General features: G+C 50.6%; 23 protein-coding genes. 11 read left to right on the top strand and 12 right to left on the bottom strand.

Annotated elements, in window-relative coordinates; translation table 11 throughout:
- The first annotated feature begins 178 nt into the window (after positions 1-178).
- Genes pepP through BTA51_RS00395 form a run of 3 tightly spaced genes read left to right on the top strand, consistent with a single transcriptional unit; the run spans position 179 to position 4,019 of the window.
- Positions 179-1,495, top strand: a complete 1,317-nt coding sequence (gene pepP, locus BTA51_RS00405) for a Xaa-Pro aminopeptidase (RefSeq protein WP_094705173.1) — start codon at positions 179-181, stop codon at positions 1,493-1,495.
- The gene (gene ubiH, locus BTA51_RS00400) at positions 1,492-2,799 is read left to right on the top strand and encodes a 2-octaprenyl-6-methoxyphenyl hydroxylase (RefSeq protein ID WP_094705171.1); all 1,308 of its coding nucleotides are present in this window, start codon (positions 1,492-1,494) and stop codon (positions 2,797-2,799) included. Before pepP ends, ubiH begins: the two co-directional genes overlap by 4 nt.
- Positions 2,796-4,019, top strand: a complete 1,224-nt coding sequence (locus BTA51_RS00395) for a UbiH/UbiF/VisC/COQ6 family ubiquinone biosynthesis hydroxylase (protein WP_094706009.1) — start codon at positions 2,796-2,798, stop codon at positions 4,017-4,019. The genes ubiH and BTA51_RS00395 overlap by 4 nt, the downstream gene beginning before the upstream one ends.
- 26 nt (positions 4,020-4,045) lie before the next feature.
- Here the strand turns inward: BTA51_RS00395 and BTA51_RS00390 are convergent, their stop codons facing one another.
- From BTA51_RS00390 to ubiE, 9 genes are all read right to left on the bottom strand, one after another.
- Positions 4,046-4,759 (bottom strand): 16S rRNA (uracil(1498)-N(3))-methyltransferase, encoded by a 714-nt coding sequence (locus BTA51_RS00390; RefSeq protein WP_094705169.1) that lies wholly within the window; start codon positions 4,757-4,759, stop codon positions 4,046-4,048.
- Positions 4,756-5,514, bottom strand: coding sequence for a twin-arginine translocase subunit TatC (tatC, locus tag BTA51_RS00385; RefSeq protein WP_168188011.1), 759 nt, complete (start codon positions 5,512-5,514; stop codon positions 4,756-4,758). The genes BTA51_RS00390 and tatC overlap by 4 nt, the downstream gene beginning before the upstream one ends.
- A 17-nt stretch (positions 5,515-5,531) precedes the next feature.
- Positions 5,532-5,873, bottom strand: a complete 342-nt coding sequence (gene tatB / locus BTA51_RS00380) for a Sec-independent protein translocase protein TatB (protein ID WP_094705165.1) — start codon at positions 5,871-5,873, stop codon at positions 5,532-5,534.
- Between the two features lie 56 nt (positions 5,874-5,929).
- Positions 5,930-6,181: a Sec-independent protein translocase subunit TatA gene (gene tatA / locus BTA51_RS00375; RefSeq protein WP_094705163.1), complete on the bottom strand. Its 252-nt coding sequence runs from the start codon at positions 6,179-6,181 to the stop codon at positions 5,930-5,932.
- 63 nt (positions 6,182-6,244) lie between these two features.
- Positions 6,245-6,577 (bottom strand): phosphoribosyl-ATP diphosphatase, encoded by a 333-nt coding sequence (locus BTA51_RS00370; RefSeq protein ID WP_094705161.1) that lies wholly within the window; start codon positions 6,575-6,577, stop codon positions 6,245-6,247.
- Positions 6,578-6,717: 140 nt separating this feature from the next.
- On the bottom strand, positions 6,718-7,110 hold the full coding sequence (hisI, locus tag BTA51_RS00365) for a phosphoribosyl-AMP cyclohydrolase (protein WP_094705159.1): 393 nt from the start codon (positions 7,108-7,110) through the stop codon (positions 6,718-6,720).
- A 69-nt stretch (positions 7,111-7,179) separates the two neighbouring features.
- Positions 7,180-8,820: a ubiquinone biosynthesis regulatory protein kinase UbiB gene (gene ubiB / locus BTA51_RS00360; protein ID WP_094705157.1), complete on the bottom strand. Its 1,641-nt coding sequence runs from the start codon at positions 8,818-8,820 to the stop codon at positions 7,180-7,182.
- Positions 8,817-9,446: an SCP2 domain-containing protein gene (locus BTA51_RS00355; protein ID WP_094705155.1), complete on the bottom strand. Its 630-nt coding sequence runs from the start codon at positions 9,444-9,446 to the stop codon at positions 8,817-8,819. Before BTA51_RS00355 ends, ubiB begins: the two co-directional genes overlap by 4 nt.
- Before the next feature lie 7 nt (positions 9,447-9,453).
- Entirely contained in the window at positions 9,454-10,203 is a 750-nt protein-coding gene (gene ubiE, locus BTA51_RS00350; RefSeq protein WP_094705153.1) for a bifunctional demethylmenaquinone methyltransferase/2-methoxy-6-polyprenyl-1,4-benzoquinol methylase UbiE, read from the bottom strand.
- A gap of 243 nt (positions 10,204-10,446) precedes the next feature.
- Here ubiE and BTA51_RS00345 point away from each other — a divergent pair, with 243 nt between their 5' ends.
- The gene (locus BTA51_RS00345; RefSeq protein ID WP_094705151.1) at positions 10,447-10,728 is read left to right on the top strand and encodes a polyhydroxyalkanoic acid system family protein; all 282 of its coding nucleotides are present in this window, start codon (positions 10,447-10,449) and stop codon (positions 10,726-10,728) included.
- A 96-nt stretch (positions 10,729-10,824) separates the two neighbouring features.
- On the opposite strand, the gene BTA51_RS00340 is transcribed toward BTA51_RS00345, so the two are convergent.
- Positions 10,825-11,559 (bottom strand): hypothetical protein, encoded by a 735-nt coding sequence (locus tag BTA51_RS00340; RefSeq protein ID WP_094705149.1) that lies wholly within the window; start codon positions 11,557-11,559, stop codon positions 10,825-10,827.
- Between the two features lie 146 nt (positions 11,560-11,705).
- Positions 11,706-12,641: an alpha/beta hydrolase gene (locus tag BTA51_RS00335; RefSeq protein WP_094705147.1), complete on the bottom strand. Its 936-nt coding sequence runs from the start codon at positions 12,639-12,641 to the stop codon at positions 11,706-11,708.
- Positions 12,642-13,027: 386 nt separating this feature from the next.
- Between BTA51_RS00335 and BTA51_RS00330 the strand changes: the two genes are divergently transcribed.
- Entirely contained in the window at positions 13,028-14,476 is a 1,449-nt protein-coding gene (locus BTA51_RS00330; RefSeq protein WP_094706008.1) for a wax ester/triacylglycerol synthase family O-acyltransferase, read from the top strand.
- A gap of 151 nt (positions 14,477-14,627) precedes the next feature.
- Positions 14,628-15,989 (top strand): hypothetical protein, encoded by a 1,362-nt coding sequence (locus tag BTA51_RS00325; RefSeq protein WP_094705145.1) that lies wholly within the window; start codon positions 14,628-14,630, stop codon positions 15,987-15,989.
- A 100-nt stretch (positions 15,990-16,089) separates the two neighbouring features.
- Here BTA51_RS00325 and BTA51_RS00320 read toward each other — a convergent pair whose 3' ends face one another.
- Positions 16,090-16,959, bottom strand: a complete 870-nt coding sequence (locus tag BTA51_RS00320) for a hypothetical protein (protein WP_094705143.1) — start codon at positions 16,957-16,959, stop codon at positions 16,090-16,092.
- Positions 16,960-17,251: 292 nt separating this feature from the next.
- Here BTA51_RS00320 and BTA51_RS00315 point away from each other — a divergent pair, with 292 nt between their 5' ends.
- The 5 genes from BTA51_RS00315 (at position 17,252) to BTA51_RS00295 (ending at position 23,777) form a co-directional block, all read left to right on the top strand.
- The gene (locus BTA51_RS00315) at positions 17,252-18,793 is read left to right on the top strand and encodes a methyl-accepting chemotaxis protein (RefSeq protein WP_094705141.1); all 1,542 of its coding nucleotides are present in this window, start codon (positions 17,252-17,254) and stop codon (positions 18,791-18,793) included.
- A gap of 60 nt (positions 18,794-18,853) precedes the next feature.
- The gene (locus BTA51_RS00310) at positions 18,854-19,579 is read left to right on the top strand and encodes a transporter substrate-binding domain-containing protein (RefSeq protein ID WP_094705139.1); all 726 of its coding nucleotides are present in this window, start codon (positions 18,854-18,856) and stop codon (positions 19,577-19,579) included.
- A 365-nt stretch (positions 19,580-19,944) separates the two neighbouring features.
- Positions 19,945-21,597 carry an ATP-binding protein gene (locus BTA51_RS00305; protein ID WP_094705137.1) on the top strand — a complete coding sequence of 551 codons (1,653 nt, stop codon included), beginning with the start codon at positions 19,945-19,947 and terminating at the stop codon, positions 21,595-21,597.
- Complete coding sequence (locus BTA51_RS00300) at positions 21,587-22,057, top strand: response regulator (RefSeq protein WP_168188010.1); 471 nt, start codon at positions 21,587-21,589, stop codon at positions 22,055-22,057. Before BTA51_RS00305 ends, BTA51_RS00300 begins: the two co-directional genes overlap by 11 nt.
- Positions 22,029-23,777 carry a GGDEF domain-containing response regulator gene (locus tag BTA51_RS00295; protein ID WP_094705133.1) on the top strand — a complete coding sequence of 583 codons (1,749 nt, stop codon included), beginning with the start codon at positions 22,029-22,031 and terminating at the stop codon, positions 23,775-23,777. The genes BTA51_RS00300 and BTA51_RS00295 overlap by 29 nt, the downstream gene beginning before the upstream one ends.
- The last annotated feature ends 3 nt before the right edge of the window (positions 23,778-23,780 follow it).

The following is a 23,780-nucleotide window of genomic DNA, read 5'->3' as shown; positions in this document are numbered from 1 at the left end:
TGAGCAATGGCCATTCATGTTTGGGCCGTCTTGGGTAACGCCTGCTATGTCCTGAAAGAGATGGTATGTCTTCAAATGTGGCGCGTCTTGAGAAAAGATAAAGATGTGGCCCGGTAATTTAAGGCTGTTAGAGGGAGTTACAGTCCAGTCGTCAGGTTATTGATGGAGTGAAACCAGAGTGCAGATTTCAGTAAGAGAATATCAGAAACGCCGCCGGCATTTATTGGATGCCATGGCTCCGAATAGTATTGCGATATTGCCTGCCGCACCGGTGCGTCCCCGCAATCGCGATGTAGAATACCCCTTTCGCCAGAACAGTGATTTTTACTATCTGAGCGGCTTACCTGAGCCTGATGCGGTCATCGTATTGATCCCGGAACGGGAGCATGGCGAGTCTATTCTTTTCTGCAAGGAAAAAGACCCGGATTTTGAACGCTGGAACGGAACACTGGTCGGGCAGGAAGATGCTATCAGCGAATTGCTGTTTGATGATGCATTTCCGATCAACGACATCGACGACATTTTGCCCGGACTGATGGAAGGACGTAACCGTGTATATTACAGCATGGGGCTGGATGAAAAGTTTGATCGCCATGTTATGGAATGGATCAATATTCTACGCAGCAAAGTTCGTAGCGGTGCGCATCCACCTGATGAGTTTGTTGCTCTGGAACATACCCTCCATGATATGCGGTTGTTTAAATCCCCCGCTGAAATCAAGGTGATGCGTCAGGCCGGTAAAATCAGTGCCAAGGCCCATTGTGAGGCAATGAAAATTTGTAAGCCCGGTCTCTATGAATACCAGCTTGAGGGGGCTATTCAGCATGTTTTCATGCAGGAAGGTGCCCGCTTTAATGCTTACCCATCGATTGTTGGTGGTGGAGCCAATGCCTGTGTGCTTCATTACATTACCAATAGCGCAAAATTAAAGTCTGGAGATCTGGTATTGATCGATGCCGGCTGTGAGCTTGACTGTTATGCCGCAGACATCACCCGAACCTTCCCTGTATCCGGCAAGTTCACCGCTGAGCAGAAAACCATCTACGAGATCGTGCTGGCGTCACAGTATGCAGCGATTGAAGAAGTCAAAGCGGGGCACCACTGGAATAATCCCCATGAAGCCGCGGTACGGGTGATTACGGAAGGATTGCTTGAAATCGGCCTGCTGCAGGGAGAACTCAAAGAACTGATAGAAACGGAAGCCTACAAGAAGTTCTATATGCACAGGACCGGCCATTGGCTTGGAATGGATGTCCATGATGTCGGTGACTATAAGATCGGAGGCGAATGGCGAGTGCTGGAGCCGGGTATGGTGATGACCGTTGAGCCGGGCATATACATCGCCCCTGAGCTTGAGGATATTGATGAACGCTGGCGAGGGATTGGTATTCGCATTGAAGACGATGTGCTGGTTACCAAGCAGGCTCCGGAAATATTTACCCGTGATGTCCCCAAAGACATTGATGATATTGAAGCTTTGATGCGCGGCAAATGATCACCGAACCCTATGATATTGTGATTGTCGGAGGAGGGCTGGTTGGGCTGAGCCTGGCACTGGCCTTAGGACAATCCCAGTCAAAGACTTCCCAGCGCCTCAAAGTCGCGGTCATTGAACCCTATCCGATGATGTCGGCGGACCAATCCGCGAACCCAAGTTTTGATGCAAGATCTACAGCTCTTTCCTACAGTACCGAGCGAATATACCGCCGACTGGGAATCTGGGATGGAGTAGTGTCCAGTGCAGCGGCTATCCGTCGGATTCATGTTTCTGATAAAGGTCAGTGGGGAGCGACCCGGTTGGTCGCTTCCGAGCAGGGAATGGATTGCTATGGCTATGTGGTTCCCAATGAAGTGTTGGGCAGAAACCTGTATCGGGCTTTTCATCAGCAGCGGCAGGTTGAGTTAGTTGCCTCATTAAAGGTCAGCTCCATGGTGGCGCAGTCCGGGGGGTATCTGCTGACTCTCGGTGATTCCAGTGATATTCCCTCAAGACAGCTGTCGGCACGCTTGGTTGTCGTCACTGATGGAGGACGCTCAAATCTGGCTGAGCAACTGGGAATATCCTATAAGGTTTCCGATTATCATCAGCATGCGGTCATTGCCAATATTGGACTTTCACGGTCACATGAAGAAATCGCCTATGAGCGCTTCACCGGTGAGGGGGCAATGGCTCTACTTCCCTTGGCGGACTACATATCTCCACCTGGCGGCGAAAATGATGTTTCTGATTCGACGATGGGTCTGGCGGGTAAAAGGGAATTTCGTTCAGCTTTGGTCTGGACCGTGCCCTCACGTCAGGCTCCCGGTCTGCTGGAAATCAGCGATGCGGATTTTCTGGCGCGCTTGCAGAAGGTGTTCGGTCATCGGGCCGGTCGTTTTATCAGGGTAGGGGAGCGCCATACTTATCCTTTGCAGCTGAAAACGGCTTCTGAGCAATTTCGGCAAGGGTTGGTGTTGTTAGGGAACTCTGCTCACACCCTGCATCCGGTAGCGGGCCAGGGATACAATCTGGCGCTAAGGGATGCCATGACGCTGGCTGAATGCATCCGGCAGACTACAACAGTTGAACAGGTTGGTTCACTGGAAGTGCTGAATCACTATTTCGAAATGCAGAGGGCTGATCAGGCGAGAACCATTATGGGGAGTGATGGATTGCTGAAACTGTTCGGATCGAAGGCCTCCTGGATACGACAGGCAAGGAGTTTAGGGTTGGTGAGTCTTAACTTGCTGGGGTTGGCAAAAGAACAGTTTACTGAAGTGGCCATGGGAGTTTCCGGTGTGGCGAGAGAATGGCGATGAGCGCAGCTGACGTATTAAGTGAAACAAGAGTCTTTGATATTGTTGTGGTCGGTGGTGGATTGGTCGGAGCTGCGACTGCCATAGGGGCTGCTCGTCTGGGTTATCGTGTTGCCGTTCTGGACCCGACCGGATGTCAGGCCAAGAAAAGTGGCCCTCTTGGCAGCGATGTTAAATCCTTTGATTTGCGGGTCAGCGCGCTGACCCGGGCGTCTCAGCGATTATTGGATTCACTGGGATGCTGGGAACCGGTGGTTCCTTTCATTCAACACTACGTGCAGATGGATGTCTGGGACGCTGAAGGTTCTGGGCGTATTCATTTTTCTGCATCGGAAGTGTTTGAGGATGACCTCGGGTGTATTGTGGAAAATAGTCGGGTGTTGAGCAGCTTGTACTCCGAGCTGGTCCACACCGATAATATTGAAGTCATACCAGCTTCTCTGGAAAGTCTACAGGTGAATGGCAGTGTTAGTATTGTGGCCGAAGGGCATCACATTACCGCTTCTCTGCTAATAGGAGCCGATGGTGCACTTTCCAGAACGCGGCAGCTGCTGTCGCTTCCTACCCGTGAATGGGATTATGGTCAGGAGGCCATTGTTGCCACTATTCAAACTGAGCAGTCACACGAGAGCGTGGCCCGGCAGCGGTTCCTGCAATCTGGCCCGTTAGCCCTGTTGCCGTTACACGACAGAGAAGGTTCAGATAAATATTGCTCTATTGTCTGGTCGGTTGATCAGGAAAGGTGTCGCGAGCTTTATGATTTGGATGATGATTCATTCAAAGAACAATTGGCCCAGGCCTCTGAGTGGGTTCTCGGGAAAGTTGTGAATATCGGTCCAAGAGCAAAATTTCCATTGATTCAACGGCATGCAAAACACTATATCGCTTCCAATAGCCTGTTAGTCGGAGATGCTGCACATACGATTCACCCTCTTGCCGGGCAGGGGGTCAACCTCGGCTTTCAGGATGTCAGAGTGTTGCTGGAAGAGTTGGAGCGGGCCAAATCCCGACGCTTGAAGCCGGGAGAGACCGAAGTATTAAAGCGGTATCAGCGACGGCGCCAGCCGGAAAATCTGGCAATGATGGCCGCTATGGAAAGTTTTAAGCGGGGCTTTACCTCTACCAATCCGGTGGTCAGCTGGTTGAGGAATGAAGGGATGAATCGGGTGAACGCTTTGTTGCCGGTAAAAAAAGCCATTATTCGTCAGGCGATGGGGCTTTAGCGGGGCAAACTCTCTGCTGTTGTTGGCTACAGATAGAGTCGACCCAGAAGTGCTGGTACAACCGTTTCTACCCGTAGTATTCGAGAGCCCAGGCTGAAGCTCTGGCAGCCTGCTTCCTGTAATTTACCAACTTCATAAGGGGTAAACCCACCTTCCGGGCCAATGGCGAGTACCATTGATGCCGGTGTTTCCGGGATTCCTTTTTCGCTTCCGGGATGAGCTACCCAGGCGCTGTGGCCCTGGATAATGCCGGGTAGTTCGTCTTCCACGAACGGCTTGAAGCGTTTTTTCTGTTCTATGCGGGGAACTATGGTGTCGCCTGACTGCTCCAAGCCAAGAAGGCAGTGATGACGCAGAGTTTCAGCCTCAAGCCATGGCGTTTGCCAATAGCTTTTTTCGACTTTGTAGGCATTCAGGAGAATCAGGTGCTTGACTCCTAAGGCTGCAATATTTTCGATCACCCGCCTCATCATCTTCGGTCTTGGAAGAGCAAGAATCAGGGTTAAATCCAACTCAGGAGGAGGGGGGGCTGTTAATGTGACGGCAAGGTCGTAGCCCGCAGAGGTGTGCTTCAGCACTTCCGCCGATCCCATTTTGCCCCCAAGCTGACCAACCTTGAGGGAGTCTTTCGGCTGCAGTTTAAGCACGGACGTAATGTGACGGGACCTGCGATCATCGGAAGGTAAATGCAGTATCCCGTCTGCAGAAAGTTCTTCCGCAGCGAATAGCAGAAAGTTCACGACTCAGCGGAATCCTGAGGCTGTGGGCTTACCGTCAACCAGCGGCAGCAGAAAACGCCTGCTTCAAACAACAGCCACATGGGGACCGCCAACAGTGTTTGCGAAATCACGTCAGGCGGGGTCAGCAGCATACCGAATACAAAGCATGCGACAATGACATAGGGGCGTTTTTCCCTGAGGCTGTCTGCTGTGGTGATGCCCGCTTTTACCATCAACATGGTGGCAATGGGAATCTCAAAAGCGATACCAAAGGCAAAGAAAAGCTTAAGTACAAAATCCAGATAGCTGTTGATGTCGGTCATCATGGAGACGCCTTCCGGGCTGGCGCCGGCAAAAAAGGCAAAAGCCAAGGGAAAGACGACAAAATAGGCGAATGCCACTCCCAGGTAAAACAGCATAACGCTGCTCACCAGCATCGGGATGGCAAGCCGTTTCTCGTGCCGGTAAAGTGCCGGCGCGATAAAGCTCCAGATTTGGTAAAGAATGTATGGGACAGCGAGAAATATCGCCAATACCAGCGTCAGCTTAAACGGTGCCAGAAACGGTGAGGCGACCTGCGTGGCAATCATGGTAGCGCCTTCGGGCAGTGCTGCGCGCAAAGGTTTCGAAAGTATCCCGTAAAGATCGTTGGCAAAGGCAAACAGCGGGGCAAATACAATCAATACCGCGGCGACGATTTTCAGCAGACGGTTTCGCAGCTCTACCAGATGCTCAATCAATGGCTGCTCGGTCAGATTTTCTTCAGACTCTGGCATAGGGGATTCAGGGGCACTCATAAATTTGAAGAGCTGGATGGCTGGTCGGGTTTCTTGTCAGCAGAAGTCTCTGGCTTTTCAACCATATGTTCGAACTTCTTGGCTTTAGAGAGGGCGTCATCGACGGTTTTCTGGATTTTTTCCAGGCCGAGAGTGTCCCCCTCCTTGCGTAGTTTTTCGCGTAACTCATCTGCTTTGAGCTGGCGGTCAATTTCCTGGGTCATCTGGCTGACCATGCGGCGCATCTTGCCGACCCAGCGACCTGTGGTCCGGGCGGCGTGGGGAAGGCGCTCAGGCCCCAATACCAGCAATGCGATAACGCCAACTACCAGCAATTCGGCAAAGCCAATGTCGAACATATAGCTGCTCTGTCTGTAATGGAAAATGATTGTTGGAAATCAGTGCAAAGCTGAAATCAGCTTTGCTTGGTCTCAGTGGTACTTTCGCGCTGTGCGGTACCCTCGATCACTTTCTCATCAGCTTTTTTCTGCTCAAGCTTGGGGTCTTCCTGATGATCCTTGTTGTCCTTGCTTTCATCATTCATGGCATTTTTAAAGCCTTTGATGGCGCTGCCCAGGTCTCCGCCGATGTTCTTCAGCTTCTTGGTCCCGAACAGCAGAACCACAATCACAAGAACGATGAGTAATTGCCACATGGAAATGCCCATGGTGTTGCTCCTCAATATTAACTAAAAACTTCTCAATTCTTTCAGTATTCAGGCTTCTCGCGATCATTTCTTGGTTCGCGAGGCTTTTTCCTCAAGGCCTGACAGATCAAACCGGCGAGCCAGTTCGTCCAGTACCGCCTGAGGTTCAATATCCAGATGACTCAACATGACCAGGGAATGAAACCACAGATCAGCGGTCTCGTAGACCAGGTCCCTGGTTTCACCTGTACGCTCAGCATCCTTTGCTGCCAGGATGGTTTCGGTGCATTCCTCGCCGACCTTTTCCAGAATCTTGTTGATTCCTTTGGCATAAAGGCTGGCGACGTAGCTGGAATCTGGTGAGGCATTCTTGCGAGCTTCCAGAACATGCCCCAGTTCAGTCAATATACTACTCATAATCAGTGTCGTCGTACCGCGGGGGTATCAATGTATTTCATCATTATGACAATCTGAAGTCATGTTAACGGGGATTCTTCTCCGGCGCCAGCTTCTACAGATGGCAGACAACGCATAATACATACCATGTGCGCTATTGCCTATTTTCCGTAGATGTCTTTGGGTGATTTGAGGACATCCGCGTTGACTTTCCAGTCGTCACCTTCCAGGGAGCGGAAAAAACAATTGTTGCGTCCGGTGTGGCAGGCTATGCCTCCTATCTGATTGACCTTCAGAAGCAGAGTGTCGCCATCGCAGTCTAGCAATATGTCGTGAATTTTCTGTACATGGCCCGATGCTTCCCCTTTGTGCCAGAGCTTTTGCCTGGAGCGGGACCAGTAAACAGCTTCCCTGCGCTCAATGGTTTCCTGCAGGGAGTCCGCATTCATCCAGGCCATCATCAGTACGGTGCCGGTCTCAGCATCCTGGGCTATAGCGGGAATCAGTCCGTCTTCATTCCATTTGATTTCGTCCCACAGGGGCGCGTTTTTCATTCTTTCTTGCTCTCTATCAAAAATACACACTTCATTAATAGGCAGCTCAGACCAGGTTAGGCCGTCAGATTATTTAGGACGGGCTACCAGATAAATGCCTACGGTGCTGAGTGCCCAAACACTCCAGTGGATATCCTGCAGCACAACTGAAGGTTGGCTGAAAGCCAGATATCCAGCCACTCCCAGTGTAACACTTCCGAGCCAGAAATCTTTTCTCTGCTGTTTATCCTTGGCCAATGCCCGGTTTAAGGCATCCAGGCTGTTCTGGTTGGCCCGGTTATAGCGGTCAAGGTGGCGAAGTTGATCAACCGCTTCATAGAGGACCTGCGGCAGCTCGGGGGTTTGTTCCAGCCAGTTCGGTAACTGTTGCTTGATGGCTTTGAACAGGCCGGGGGGAGCCACCCGTTGCCGCATCCAGTTTTCCAGATAGGGATGGGCGGTACTCCAGAGATCAAGGTCCGGATACAGTTGTCGTCCCAAGCCTTCAATATTCAGCAGTGTCTTCTGAAGCAATACCAACTGTGGCTGGACTTCCATATCGAAGCGCCTTGCTGTCTGGAACAAGCGGAGAAGAAACTGGCCAAAGGAAATATCTTTCAGCGGCTTTTCGAATATGGGTTCGCAGACGGTGCGTATCGCTGCTTCGAATTCATTGACCTTGGTATGTTCCGGGACCCAGCCGGATGAGACATGCAAAGCCGCCACCTGGCGGTAGTCCCGTTTGAAAAAAGCCAAAAGGTTTCGTGCCAGATAGCTCTGGTCTTCCTGTGTCAGGGTGCCCACGATGCCGCAGTCGATGGCGATATACCGTGGGTCAGCGGGGTTGCTGATATCCACAAAAATATTGCCGGGGTGCATGTCCGCGTGGAAAAAACTGTCCCTGAAAACCTGGGTAAAGAATATCTCTACGCCTCTTTCAGCCAGGAGTTTGAGATTCACTCCAGCCTTTTTAAGAGACTCCACTTCTGCAATGGGGATTCCATAGATGCGTTCCATCACCAACACACGTTGGGAGGTATAGTCCCAATACACTTCCGGAATATAGATCAGGTTTGAATTGGCAAAATTGCGTTTTAGCTGCGAGGTGTTGGCTGCCTCCCGTTGTAAATCCAGTTCGTCGATGATGGTGTGTTCATAGTCTTCCACCACTTCAACCGGGTGAAGCCGTTTGCCGTCTTCCCAGTAGGTTTCCACCAGATTGGCAAACATCAGCATTAAGGCAATATCGATGCGAATAACTTTCTCAATATCAGGGCGGATAACCTTAACGACTACATCCTGACCGGTTTTGAGCCTTGCCGTATGGACCTGGGCGATGGACGCTGAGGCCATCGGTTGTGCTTCAAAGTTGTCAAATACCTGATCAACAGGCGCTTTCAGGGATTTCTGGATGATGGCAATGGCCTGTTCGCCCGGAAATGGAGGGACACGATCCTGAAGGTTCTTAAGCTCGTTGGCCAGGTCTTCCGGCAGCAGGTCCCTACGGGTCGACAAGATTTGCCCGAACTTAACGAAAATCGGTCCCAATTGCTCCAAAGCCTTTCGCAAACGCTCTCCGCGACTCATTTTGGGACGTGGGAAGAAGTGCCAGGGGGCGAATAGGAATAAGAGCCTGAGTGGCAGGGGCAAAGCGGTTAAGGGAGCAAACTCATCCAGTCGATAACGGCAGATGACCCAGATAATGCTGATAAAACGATACAGTCTTCTCACTGCTGATCTTCTATATTGCGTTGTTGTGTGTTGCTTTCCAGTCGGCGGATGCGGGCCTCCAGGCGGTCCAGGGTCATGCGGGCCTGTTCAACCTGCTCTGACCAGTATTCCGCCTCGTCCTTGTTCGGGAGTGATTGGGTTTCGTGGTGGATGTATTCCTCAGCGTCAGCCAAAAAACTGCGCCTTACATGGCTCAACCAGCTTCCGATACCTCTGGCGCCCTTGCCAATCAGATGGGCGGGCACATCTCCCATCACATCTGCCAGCTTCGCATCCCAGTCAACCTCCAGGTTGGCCAGTGTGGCCGCCAGTTGCTGGGCGAGGCTGACGTCCCCGCTCAGATCTAGTCCCTCGGCCTGATGGTCTCCTTGCAGATAACGGAGGAATGCGCCGGGGGATCCTGCAATCGATAAATCATTGTCATCGTCCCGCGCGACTGCGACTCTTACCGGATAGCCAAGTCCGAAATAGAGTTGCAGCTGAAAGGGCAGTACCTCAACGGAAACCCACCTGCCACTGAGCTTTTCCAATCTGTGGGTGCTGGCTGCGTCGAGGGAAATCACCTGATTGGCGACTTCCTCCAACGCCAGAGACAGAGCTGAAAGCAGAGTTGGAGAAATGGTCATTCCTTGCTCAGGCCTTAATTCCGGTGTGCAGCGCGACAATCCCGCCGGTCAGGTTGTAGTACTTGCAGAGACTTAAGCCTGCTTCTTCCATCATGCCTTTCAGGGTTTCCTGGTCAGGATGCATCCGGATGGACTCTGCCAGATAACGATAGCTTTCGCTGTCGTTGGCGACCAGTTGCCCGATCATGGGAAGGGCTGTGAAGGAGTAAGTGTCATAGGCCTTGGTCAGCAGGGGATTTTCCGGTTTGGAAAATTCCAGCACCAAGAGACGTCCGCCGGGTTTGAGCACTCTGGCCATATCGGCCAAGGCGGTATCTTTATTGGTGACGTTGCGTAATCCAAAGGCAATGGTGATGCAATCAAACGTATTGTCAGGAAACGGGAGCGCTTCGGCATTGGCCTGCACAAATTCTATTTGTCCGCCAAACCCTTCGTCGGTTAACCGGTCGCGTCCCACCTCAAGCATGGAAGCATTGATATCGGCCAGTACCACACGTCCAGTCGGCCCCACGATACGTGCGAATTTCTTCGCCAGATCTCCGGTTCCACCGGCAATATCCAAAACCGCATGTCCGGCTCTTACACCGCTTTTGTCGATTGTGAAGCGCTTCCACAGTCGATGGATACCCAGTGACATCAGGTCATTCATAATGTCGTATTTGCTGGCGACGGAGTCGAACACCTTGGCGACGTGTGACTCCTTCTCTTTGGCAGGTACTTCCTTGTAGCCAAAATGTGTGGTGTTTTGGTCGGCCATGGACCCTCTCCTAATGCAATGATGGACGGTATTCTACTCATCTCGTTAAGAAAGTCCTACCCGCAATCGCAGAGAGAGAATATATAGTGCTAATCCGGGTGCAGATTCCCGTCAATATACTGTTATTGAGCGTCTTATGAGCTAAAGGCGGCCGTCATTGACACTGAGTGAGGACGTGAGGAAATTGATGGGGTAATATCCGCACATTATTCAAGAACGAACACTAGTGAAAGGTTGTAAGACATGTCGGTGATTGAAATAACCCGTGACCACACCATGGATATCGAGCACGCCAAGGAAACTGCCAATGAACTGGCAGTCAGCCTGTCAGAACGGTTTAGCGTTGACTATCAGTGGCAGGATAACGTGCTGAAGTTCAAGCGTTCGGGAATCAAGGGGCAGCTTGAAGTGACTCCCGGAAAGCTCCATATCCGCCTCGAGCTGGGATTGCTGGTGCGACCTTTCAAAGATCGTATTGAACAGGAGGTTCACAATCATCTGGATAATATGGATGGGGTGGTTTGACCTGAATCAGAGGCATCCGGATCGATGGTGGTCCGGATTGTGATGATTGTGAATACCAAGCAAGAGCCTGTCAGAGTGTGCAGGCTCTTGGTGCCATTAAGTCGCAAATGGTGTTTCATGACCGGCATATATTCTCTGTAGAATATCGCGTTCCCGCAAGACAATGCTATCCAGTAACGATTTCACTCCCCCGATTTCCTTGAAAGCTTTCATCCCCCTGACCAGGAACTGATGCAGTTGGCCCAGACCGGCCATTTCCGCCGCGCCTTGTGTGATTGAAAGGCTGAAGCTCAGGAAACGGCTTTTTACGTATTTTTCAAGTTCTTCACCAGAGCTTTGTATCAGATGAATCTGATGCTCCCTGACGGAAAGATTGTCACATCGGCGAAAGGCTTCGGCGTAAGTCGTCTCGGTTATTTCTTTTACGTTCATTTCCTCGGCTAACACCACCGCCATGTGCTCATCCAGCTTCTGGGTCAGCAGGTTGAGTTCGATCAGGTTGGCAACGGTGCCCAACGCCTGGTCTGGAAGAAGCTTGACCATTTTGGGAAATATACGCTCCAAATCTGCGTCCCGTTGGGTGAACTCTTTGGGGGAATATAAATCCTTCAATAGAAACTCCAGGGCATCGTGATACTGCGGAGTTGCATAGAGATCGTGATGGGTTCTTTTCAGCCGGGTGATCTGCCAATCGCCAAGGTAATCGATGAACTCCCCCAGCGGATGTAGATCCCGTTGCTTGCGATATTCATTGTATTCCAGAAGTAACTGCTGAAGTCTTCGGGTATGGGGGGTCTTGGCTTGTACACTCAGCAGCTTTTCTTTGGACATCGGATCTCAGTAGGTTGGTTAAAGATTCATTTGGGAAACCGCAGGCGTATATGTTGCCTGCGCAGCAGGAGTGTAACCGAGAAAGTCTAGGTACGCCTACCTAGAGCAGGCTGCCGCGCACTGTAAAGCGCGCACTTTAAAGAAAGTCAGCTTGCGTTTACCTTTGCATGAAGCTCAGGCAGGTGCGCAAGAGAGGGCACCCACTCCTGGCTGTCCAGGGTGACAAAGTGACTGGTTGCACCCGTCTCAATGATGCGAATGGCGTTGGCCGAGTGCTCTGCGCTTTTCAGCATGGCTTCGCGATCAAGGATGCGATCTATTTTAGGGATCAGAATTGTTCCGTGACGCATGTGCTTATAGGCATCAGGCCCGGTTTTCTCCATCCATGCGATGATGTTTTCAATGTTTCGCACGATGGTCAGGTGGTCTCTGGTCGCGGCAAACAGTTTGTCCAGCAAAGCCCTTTTTCTGGGATTGATTTTGCCGAAGAAGGTCTGTCCGTAAGCGGTTGACGGGGCTGAGTTGATCAGGCGAATGACCCAGGGCCACATACCATGGCTGACCGGATCCAGCAGGACACTGACCAGTGGATGTAGTTTCCCCTGTGGGAGTACCGGGGCTTCCAACACCACATCAATATCCTTAAACAGCTCCGGGCGTTGTAACATGGCTTCCATGATCACAGCACCGCCACGGCTGTGTCCGTGAACTCTGATTCTCTTAGTTGAAGGCAGGTTCTCGATGGTTTGGTTGAGAATGGAAGCGTCATATTCGATCGTGGCTTCCAGATATTTGATTGGTTTTTGCCAGGGGGCTTCCACCACCGTCGGACCGCTGACTGGAATGTGGTAGTTGCTGCAGGTCAGCAATATAAGCTCAGTATCGGGAGCCTGGTAGGTTTGGGTAAAGTAACAGTGGTTTTCCAGGAATCCGTGAACACCTATCACTGTATTTTCGGCAGGTGCACTGTGGTTTCTGACAGAGGCTGCGCCTTTGCCTATAGAATAAACCCGCCCGGAGAACATTTCGGTATACGCGGGGTCAATCGGACGCAATAACTTTCGTGCATGAATGGCTTTCATTGAGTTGTACTCCCAGTCTGCCTATGCCCCCGTTTTTTACCCAGTATATTCCCTAACCATAATAATGTGGATTTTGGGAGCCCGGGACGGGATTATCGTTATTCTTTGTAGTATTCGGGGCACTCGACAAAGGTCTGAAACAAACCTTCGGATAATAGACATCCCCGATTGGTCCTTTCATCATGCCATATAATACAAGCGGATAATGCTTGGCAGGGCCATCCTGGCAGTAGTTGATTACCCGATTATAGGTCTGGGTATGTGGGATGATTGTAACATTTTGTAATCTCCTGGTAACCGTCCTGTAAATCGACGGTCACCAGGAATTCACGCTATCATCACAGGGATGCAATAATTCAGTGGGTACTGCAACCAAGTTATTTTCTATGAGTGATACATCCTTTGAACCTGTCAACGGTGTCGATGCGGCCTGGCTGCGGCTGGATCGCCCCACCAATAATATGGTCATTACCGCAATGGCCGTGGTTGAGCCAATAAAATTCAGCAAGTTCAAGGAACTCGTACGTACCCGCTTTCTGACATTTTCTCGTTTTCTCAAGGTGCCCAGGAGTCACTCAGGTGTCTATCTCTGGGAGCCTGCACAACACTTTTCCCTGGATTACCATGTTCGCCGTGTGGCATTGCCGGAGCCGGCAGACAAGAAAACCCTGCAGGAGTTTATTGGAGAGCAGATGAGCACTCCTCTGGATCCCACCAAGCCCATGTGGCAGTTCGTTCTGGTGGAGAATTACCAGGGACAGCATGTGGCGGTGATGCGTGTGCACCACAGTTATGCAGATGGGCTGTCCCTGGCGGCCGTATTCGGCAGCATATCTGATCAGACTCCCAATATAGATCCTTTCCCGGGGCAGGAGTCTGTTAAAGGCACTCAGCAGGCCAGACAGGCTCTTAGTTTCGGCATAGAAAGTCTGGCGCGAGCGGTAGAGAAGTGTACCCGACTCAGCTATCGGCTGACGGAAGAAGGGCGGCAAATGCTGCAGAATTCAGAATATGCGATGGATACCATTCGCAGTGGTCTGAATGGTGCGGCAGAATTGGCCAAGCTCGCAGCCCTGCCTTCTGACAATGCGCGATCTTTACGGCGTAGTCTTGGTGTCATGAAATCCTGTAGCTGGTCCGAAGCTATTCCCCTGACGGACTTTAAACAAGTGGCCCAGAGTTTTGGCTGCACTATTAATGATGTGCTGCTGGCCTGTGTCAGTGGTGGACTGCGTCAGTTATTGGTCGAGCGGGAAGATGATGTGGATGAGCTCCGGGTACATGCCACGCTCCCGGTCAACCTAAGGCCCTTGGAAACCCGAGCCGGGCGAGTGCAACTGCATGAACTGGGAAATCAATTCGGTACCGTCTTTGTGCCGCTGGCGGCTCAAATCGGCAATCCGGTAGAGCGGTTGTATAAGGTCAAACATGACATGATGGCCTTGAAGGAATCTATGCAGCCAACCCTCTCGCACACTTTATTGGCAGCGATTGGCCTGGTGCCGCAAGGGGTGCAGGAGTCGTTGCTGGAATTGTTCAGCAATAAGACCTCCATGGTGCTTTCTAATGTTCCGGCGGCCAGACGGGCGCGTTATCTGGCTGGAAGTCAGGTGAAGGAACTGATGTTCTGGGTGCCTCAGGCGGGGGACATTGGTCTGGGGCTGAGTCTTCTGAGTTACAACGGTGGCGTCCAGATCGGTATCAATGTGGACCGCGAGTTGATTGATGAACCTGAAGATTTGATCAATGCGATTGTCGCCTCTTTTGAGGAGTACAAGTCTCTCACCAGTATGGCGGCATCCACCAACCCCAAATACCGGAAACGTCGCTCCTGAGTTCTATGCTCCGGAGCTTCCTTAGCTTCCTTAGCTTCCTTTCTTTGGGGTTTCCTCTCCTTTAACAATTGCCAAGTTGATCAACGTATTTTTGCGCATGCTCTTTAGTATGCCTGAGTAAGAATATGTTGAGTTTTGTAACGGAATAACAATGAACCTGGCACGTATCAGTTCGACATCGCTTACCAAATTTGCATTCGCAGTTGCTGTTCCCTTGATGATGATGGGCTGTGAAGAGCTGGAAAATAAACCCAAAACCCCCTTGGTAATAGGCGATCCATTTTTCCTGCAAGGCAATACGATCGGAACTGAAAGTTCCTTGAATCGTGGTGATGCCAGAATTTCCATTGGCTATACCGCCGATACTGCCGCTTCTACCTTTTTGGATGCGCTGGAACAGGATAACAAAGGCGAATTCATCCCTTATCGGGGGATCGAGTGGCGATACCAGAGTGCCGAACAGTACTACACGGAAAAAAATGCCAACTATCGATTGATGATGCCAAACAAGTCGCTCAAGACATTCATGACCTTGAACACCCAGGAAGTCGCTTTGGGTCTGTTTACCCCGATCGGGAAGTTGCCGGAAAGCGATACCGATACCGTGACGCCGCCGGATTTGACTGACGGTAACTACACCTGCATACGACTGGAAGATCAGCGGGATGGCGATGGCGACCTGATTGAAGATGGTCCCATGGAAGTCCACTCGTACAGCGCTCAGTTTGTCGATGCGGACAATCTCTCGATGACCAAAACCACGCCGGGGACGGGTGATCCTGCAAAACTGTTTGGGTACGGGTTCACCAGAAATAAAGTCCTCGAAGTGACTGATGCCTCGTCAGACGGATACTGGAAAGGGGTGTTTGAGCCAGTTATCGATAATAGCTGTGACAAGATTCTTTTAGAGGACGAGTTTGGAACAGAGTATTTCCAGGTGCCATATCTGGGAGGCTGCCCGATCGAAGTTAAAGCATTTGGCGGGGCTTCGAGCGACGGTAGTGTTGTGCATTTTTCGCAGGTGGCATACGTAGAGCGGAAAATTAATGAGGATCTGTTTGCCGGTACTTGTCCTGACACTGATCCGGGGTGCGGATATCCACCGAACCCGGTGGAACCGGTATCCGCTATTCAGCCATTGAATAAAGCCTGGAAAAAACGTCTTAACTGGAATGTCTGCATTCGCAATACTTCCGGGGGGATGTCGAACAGCAAAATATCAGGAACCTACTGGATGGGGACGTTATACCAGGATTCCATCGAAGGCTCTCTGATTCTCAGTGAGTATACGGCCGATGGTGCCGGGTCAGGCATTAATCGCCAGACCCTGGTCACCAATGATGTTGCCTTGCGGGAAGAGCGTCTGGACTACAACGTGGACAGCGATGGGGAGCTGACGATCAACGGGCGATACGGAGTCGTCAGCTCGGATGGTGCTCTCTTTGTGTATGATGCCAGTCAGCCTGCCCGGGATATTGCAGCGATCACCATTGGGCTTCTTAAATACCGGTAACTTCCTGGATACCAGCAACTTGCTAGATACCGCTAGTGTCCAAAATACCGGCAGCTTTTAAAGTTCCGGTAAATCCCAAAATGTTGGCGGCCTCCAAGGTTTAGAGGCTCAGCCAGTATTTGTCAGGAATAGCGTTGGTCTCGGCACTCAGGGATTCGTTCTTTTCGATCTTGAAAACTGTGCGCCCTTCCATTTTTTGGAGAGAGTCTTTCACCAGGGGATGGTTATTGAAAAACTCCAGAAAGCCGTCGTAATGGGTACTGAACGCTTTGTTCAGCAGGTCGATCAGGTCCTGGCGTGTGGGTGAGACGAAATAAAACATGGGAAGCTTGTACACCACGAGCAATTTATCATCCACCAACATGTTCTTGTCGGTACAGACATAATTTTCATCCAGCTTGCAGCGACTGGCCAGTTCTCCATAGGGTTCGATAATTGAGCGGGGGAACAGGTCCGCGCGGTTGCTGTCGATCATCTTAAAAATATTGTCGAAGCTTGGGCTGGTCTGCATCCTGGTAAATCCGCCGCCTACCAGAATCGGTATGTCACCCCAGCCCTGACCCTGCACCAGCGTCATGGCTTTCAGATCGTCGACTGACATGCCCTTGGACAGTTTGCCGCTGATTTGCTTATTGGTGATAAACACCCGATGGCCCAGTAATCCCCGCAAAATTGGATAACGAATGGGGGTTACCCGTTGCTCAATGTCTGCGGTGGCCCCCAGCCAGTCGATATCATATTTTCCTTCTTTGAGCTGTAACTCTTTGCGGGTTTGGGCTCCGGAAGGTTTGTAGGGGATCAGATTGGCCGTTTCCCCGGAACTTTCGATCAGATACTTCAGTAGATCTATCGAGTATTGATCCAGTACGGAGCCTTCCCGGGCTTCTGCGTGGCGGACGTCTATGGCTTGCGCAGACAGGCTGAAAAGCGTCAGTAGAATGGCTGTCCAGTAATACAAACGATCGTTCATGATTCGACCCCTTATGGTTGTTATGAGTCCTGTTCAATGAATGTTGGCGCTGTGCATTTTCTGTTCAGTAATTGAGTATAGATAACTTCCCTTGTATTGCCGACCCGTGGGAATGTGTCCCTAAGCGGCGAGAACTTTACAAGAAAGCGACAAAAATCTGTGCATTTTTTATCTAATGATAATTTTTTGTCTATTCTTAAAGTTACCGGTGAATTCCTATTCAGATCACCCAAATTAACAATCGTCTAAATACCTGATTATCCGGGTACCTTTAGTAGTGGTGAGGAACGTCATGCTCAGGAGCATCAAGTTTCAATTTATTAGTCAAATTGTTGTGGTCGTCACATTGATACTGGTGCTGTTCGGCTACTACAACTACAACAGTCTCAAGGATGATCTGGTAAAAGATTTAAACAATGCGGTTAACGCGGCAGTCGGGCGTATGCAGCTCAGCCTGCCGGGGCCGATCTGGAATTACAGCATTGATCCGCTGAACGCCAATATCAAATCAGAACTTACCGCAGACGTCATGGCGGCGATACAGGTCACAGGTGCAGACGGAAAGACCTTGTCGTGGTTCGGTAAGGATGGTGTTGACGACAACGGCGACCCTGTCTTTGTTGAAATCAAAGCGCCTCCTGAAAGTTCCACGGATACGGTGGAAGCCAACCTGACCTACGTGGAATATGGTGAGGAAAACGCTGTCGGGAAAGTAACTGTCTATGTCGACATGAATATTATAGCTCCTCGCCTGAACGGTCTTTTGACCCAACAGGTTGTGATGATTGTGGTCCTGGATATCGCCATTACCCTGTTGATGCTGGTTGTACTGAGTCGCACAGTTCTAAAGCCGATCGAAGTGATTTCCGACGCCATCCAGGAAATTGCCACTGGGGAAGGGGATCTTACCAAACAGTTGGAAATGCCTCCCGGCAAAGAGTTGGATCGCTTGACCAACGGCTTCAATACCTTTGTTAACTCTCTGAAGGAAATTGTCTCCAGTATTAGCGCGGCGGCGGCTGAGTTGCAGAACCAGTCCAGCCGGAACCGTGAAATGGCGGCGGAAACCTCGCAGCACCTGGCCGGGCAACAATCCCAGATTGAGATGATGGCCACCGCTACCTCTGAAATGACGGAGTCGATCTCTGAAGTGGCCCGCAGTGCTGCGCAAGCTTCCGAGGATGCGGGTAGCGCCATGGAAAAAAGCTCTCAAGGCAAGGCCATTGTGGGAGAAGTCGTCCGCGATATCGATTCACTGGCCACCGAGATTGGAACCGTTACAACCCGTGCATCCCAGTTGATTTCAGAAGGTAAGAACATCAGCCAGGTTCTGGAAGTGATCAAGAGTATTTCCGAGCAGACGAACCTGTTGGCACTTAATGCGGCAATAGAAGCTGCCAGGGCGGGTGAAGCCGGGCGCGGATTTGCCGTGGTAGCGGATGAGGTACGTAACCTTGCCGTCAAAACCAGCCAGTCCACGGATGAAATTCAGGCAAGTATTGAGACTCTGCAGAGTGTCAGCGATGCCGTTGAGAAAGGGGTTGCGCTACTGGCTGAAAGAACTCAGGCCGGCGTTGAACGGGTGAATAAGGCTGGTGAAGCCATTGAGGAAATCAACGCGGTTATCCAGACCATGGCAGAGAAAAATATCCACATTTCTACGGCTTCTGATGAGCAGAGTAATGTGATCAATGAAATCAATCAGAACATCGTAGAAATATCCGGGGTTGCGACCTCCCTGTCCCAAAATGCCACGGCATCAGCTGAGCGGGCAGAAGATGTCAGTCAGCTCGCTGGAGAAGTGATAGGAAGGTTGTCGAAGTTCAGGACCTGAGAGTGGTAGCTTCAGGTCGCCCAAGCGAAAGTGAAAGTCACGGCTTAGTGAGGTACCTTAATGAAGATAATCTCCACTTTGATAGTTAGCCTGCTGTTTGCATTTTCTGTCCAAGCTGAAACTGTTACGGCGGCTCAGGATCCCTGGCCTCCTTTTATTCAGGAAGGTTCGGATCCGGGTATATCGATTGCCTTATTGAAGGCGGCCATGGCAAAGGAAGGCTACACGGTGGATTTCAAAATCATGCCCTGGAATCGGGCATTAAATGAGGTCAAGAATGGCAATGTAGATCTGCTGCCGGGGGCCTGGTATACCGAAGAGCGCGAAGGCTACCTGATATATAGCGATTACTACGCGCAGAACAGTATCAAGTTCATCAAGAAAAAAGGAGACGCCTTCGAGTTTAACGGGCTGGATAGTCTCAGTGGGAAAAAAGTGGGTATTGTCAGTGGTTATGGCTATGGGGATGAATTCTCCAAGGCAGGCAATTTTTCCCGGCCGGAAGCGGGCAGCATAGAAGCAAATATCAAGAAATTGTTGAGTGGCCGTATTGATCTGACTCTGGAAGATGAAATCGTCGCCAAGTCTGTGATCAAGGGAGCCGGTTTGGATCTCGGAGCCGTGGATTTCACGACCAGTGCTTTGTCAGTGAACAATCTTCATGTCGCGGCCGGAAGGGCGAATGCCAGAGGGCAGAAAATCATTGATGCTTATAACCGGGGACTGGCGGCCATAAAGGCTGATGGAACCTACAACAAGATCCTTGCGGATTATGGTGTCAAATAAAAGACTTGTGGCAGATGAAGCGAGTCTTCATCTGCCTGTACGTCCGCTAGTTCTTTCGCTAATCCTTTATTGTTACTAGTCTCTGTACCATCCCTATTATCGCTAGTCTCCTTACCATCTTTATCTAGTATCTTCTCTAGCGTCTTCCAAGTTTTTTAAAGAGAAATCAAATCATTATTTAGGTTTGCCGAATAATATCCTTCGGAATTACTCGGGATATTCGCTTTAGCTGATAGTGCGATCTACACTGATACATGGTTGTCGTTTCCAGGATGGGTGTTATCCGGAGGCGTCACTAAATGTGCTATGGGCATAGCCGTACGGGAATATTCTAAACAGGTCTGCGCTAATTCATTGGAGGATGCATGGACGAACTGCTGGCCCAATTTTCCTCACAAACGTTGACGCCTCATGGTTATTGCTATCTTTGGCAGACAGATCTTGTCTTTCTGCATACGGCTTCTGACGCGCTGATTGCCGTATCGTATTACTCCATTCCTCTGGCGTTGTATCTAATCTGGGTTAAAAAACGGGACTTTGAATTCAATTGGATTTTTATCCTGTTTGCCTGCTTCATTTTTGCCTGCGGAACCACTCACCTTCTCAATATCTGGAATACCTGGCACAGCAATTATTATCTGGAAGGCTACGTCAAAGGTTTTACCGCGTTAGTCTCTTTGGTAACAGCGGTACTGGTATGGCCACTGCTTCCCAAGGTGCTCAGTATGCCGAGCCTGGCGATACTGGAAGAGCGCAACAGGGCTCTGGGAGATGAAATGTCCCGACGGGAAGAAGTAGAGCAGGAACTCCGCAGACTTTATTTATCGTTAGAACATAAGGTGGCAGAGCGGACCCAGGAATTGGAATCTGCCAAGCAGGCACTGGAAAACCAGATTGAGCTTGCCACCCGGGCACAGCAACGCTTTCGCAGCATCTTCGAGTGTGCTCCGAATGGCATGATCGTCATCAACCGGCAGGGCAAAGTGCTTCAGGCCAACGAACAGGCTCTTTCCATCTTCCGCTACGCGTCGGAGGAGCTGGAGGGAAAAAGTATCGAGTTACTGGTGCCTTCCGAATTACGCAAACAACATGTTGAAGACCGTGGTCTCTACTGTGATGCCCCGGAACGCCGGGCGATGGGAGAGAGAAAGGATCTCTACGGCCTGCGACAGGACGGCACTCGGGTGCCTGTGGAAATTGGCTTGAACCCTGTGGGGAGTATTGATCGGCAGGAAATCGTTGCTTCTGTGGTGGATGTCAGTGAGCGCAAAGAATATGAACGGCGTATAGAAAGTCGGAATTCCGCACTGGAAAGATCAAATCGGGAACTACAGGAGTTTGCTTTTATTGCTTCCCATGATTTGCGGGAACCGTTAAGGAAAATCATCTCCTTTTCCAAGTTGCTGCAGAGTCAGGATTACGGTGAATTTACCTCAGAGGGGCAGGAATTTTCAGGCTATGTGGTCAGCGCTGCGGAGAGGATGAGGGAGTTGCTGGACAGCTTGCTGTCATACAGCCGGGTAACTTCCAAGGGAAGCTGCTTTCAGCCAACGGATTTGAATAAGATCCTGGAGGATGTCTTATCAGACCTGCAGTTGGCCATTGATGAATCTGGCGCTGAAATCCAAACCGGGTTTCTGGCCACGATTGAGTGCGATACGAGTCAGGTCAGGCAATTGATGCAGAACGTTATCGCCAACAGCCTGAAATACAAGGTCGATGGAAATGTGCCTGTTGTGAGTATCAACGGCACGGTCATTCAGGATGATATTTACCAAATCTGTATCAAAGACAACGGCATCGGTTTCGACCCTCGTTACTCTGAGCAGATTTTTGAGGTGTTCAAGCGTCTCCATGGGCGGGATACATACTCCGGTACCGGTATGGGGTTGGCAATCTGCCGCAAGATTGTTGAGCGGCACCAGGGAGCGATTTGGGCTGAGGGAGCGCCGGGGAAAGGGGCTTCTATCTATTTTGAACTCCCGATATATCAGAAGGAGGTGGGCATTGGATTCTGATTACCTGCCGCAACTGCTGGTTGTGGATGATGACCCTGAAGACCTATTGCTGATTCGAACGGCGGTCAAACGGTCAAATACGCCTTTTACGGTAAAGAGTTTCCGTGATGGCGAAGAACTCATGGAAGCACTTCACCTGCTGTCAGAGAATGATCAGGAAGTTGAGTTATTCAGCCATTCAACCATTGTATTTCTTGATCTCAATATGCCGAAGAAAGATGGTCGAAGTTGCCTTCGGGACATTAAAAACAATAGCAAACTGGCATCATTGCCAATCATTGTGTTTTCTACCTCCGAGTCAGGTGAAGACATCATGAACAGTTACGAGCTGGGAGCAAACTCATACATCTGCAAACCTGATGATCTTGCCAGCCTGGAAAGAATCATCGGTGAGGTTTATCGCTATTGGTTTAGTTTAAATAGGGATTCTCATGGACATACAAGCATCTCCCAAGAGTAAAAAACTGATCAAGGTGATGGTGGTAGAGGACGACCGCCAGGACTTTATTCTGATCAATCAGGCCTTGAAGAGCAGCGTCCGGGTGAAATACGAAACCGAGCATGTCAGTGCCTATAATCAGGCGGTGAACAGGCTGATGGATAGCGAATATGACGTCATTCTGGTGGATTATTTCTTAGGTGACGAAACCGGGTTTGAGCTACTCAGACGTGCCCAGGAAGCGCATATAGACAAACCTATTATTGTGATGACCGGGAATACGGCGGCTGAACTGGACGATATGTTGATCAAGGCCGGCGCTGCGGATTTCATTCCCAAGGATGAAATCAACTCAAGTATGCTGGATAGAAGTATCCGGCATGCGATCGAGCGTAAAACCGCCGAATTGGAAATCGCCAGACTGGTACGCCGTGACCCTCTGACGGGCCTGGGCAACCGGTTCATCTTTGAGGAGCACATGGAACTTGCGATTGCCAGGGCGGGCCGTAACAAAAGCAGATTGGCGGTAATCTTCATGGATCTGGACCGCTTCAAGGATGTTAACGATACGCTGGGTCACCATGTGGGGGATCTTCTGCTGACCCTGGTTGGAGACCGTCTGCGTCGATTGGTCAGAAAAAGTGACTTCGTCGCCCGTATCGGCGGGGATGAGTTTACGGTCCTTCTGGATGATATCCAGGGCTATCATGACGTGGAGAAAATTGTCTCCAAAATCATCGAAGGCGTCGGACGCCCAGCCCCTGTCAGTAATACCACCCTGGATATTTCAGTCAGCATCGGGGTGGCCATATATCCGGACAACGGTTCCATCGGCATCGAATTGATGCAGAAAGCTGACATGGCTCTCTATGAATCCAAAGCCCTGGGCCCGGGTCATTTTCACTTTTTTACTGAAAGCCTGCAGGAGCGCCTGGTTCAGGGACTGGAGATCGAAAGGGGCCTGAAAGAGGCAATCAGCAGCTCCCAGCTTGAGCTGTATTACCAGCCTCAGATTGACCTGGAGACTAATGATATTGTCGGTTTGGAGGCGTTGGTACGCTGGAATCATCCGGAAAGAGGGGTGATACCACCGATTGAGTTTATTCCGGTGGCAACGAAGTCTGGTCTGATTATTCCGATGGGTGAGTGGGTATTGGAGGAAGCCTGCCGTCAGATGGCAGAATGGAATGATATGGGATACAAGGTGCCGGTGTCAGTGAATGTTTCTCCGAAACAACTGAAATACAGAGGTTTCTTCGACAACCTCATGCAAACAATATCCGATTCAGGTATTGATGCCGGAGATCTGGAAATTGAGTTGACGGAAGAAGTCTTCATTGAATCCGGGACTGCCAGTTTCCAGATGTTTAATACATTACGGAATTTGGGCATCAAAATCTCCATCGATGATTTCGGCACAGGGTATTCGTCCATGCGCTACCTGAAGGAAATCCCTCTGGATCGTATAAAGATCGATCGTAGCTTCATCTCGGAAAAAGGGGCAGGGAGCATTTGCGACCCGGCCATTACTCGCGCCATCATCTCGCTGGCCGAGGGGTTGAAACTGGAGGTCATTGCCGAAGGATTGGAAACTGAGCAACACGTTATGGAAATTAAGGACCAGGGATGCCTCATCGGGCAGGGGTTCTATTTCTACAAGCCATTAACAGTGCAAGCGGTCAATCGTCTGCTGGAGTCCAGACTGCGTCCGTCACTTAGCGCCAGTGCGTTAAGGGGGTGACGA

It is taken from the genome of Hahella sp. CCB-MM4 (assembly GCF_002260525.1).
GTDB lineage: Bacteria > Pseudomonadota > Gammaproteobacteria > Pseudomonadales > Oleiphilaceae > Hahella.
Note: the sequence above shows the minus strand (reverse complement) of the source record. Positions and strands in the feature narration are given on the sequence as shown.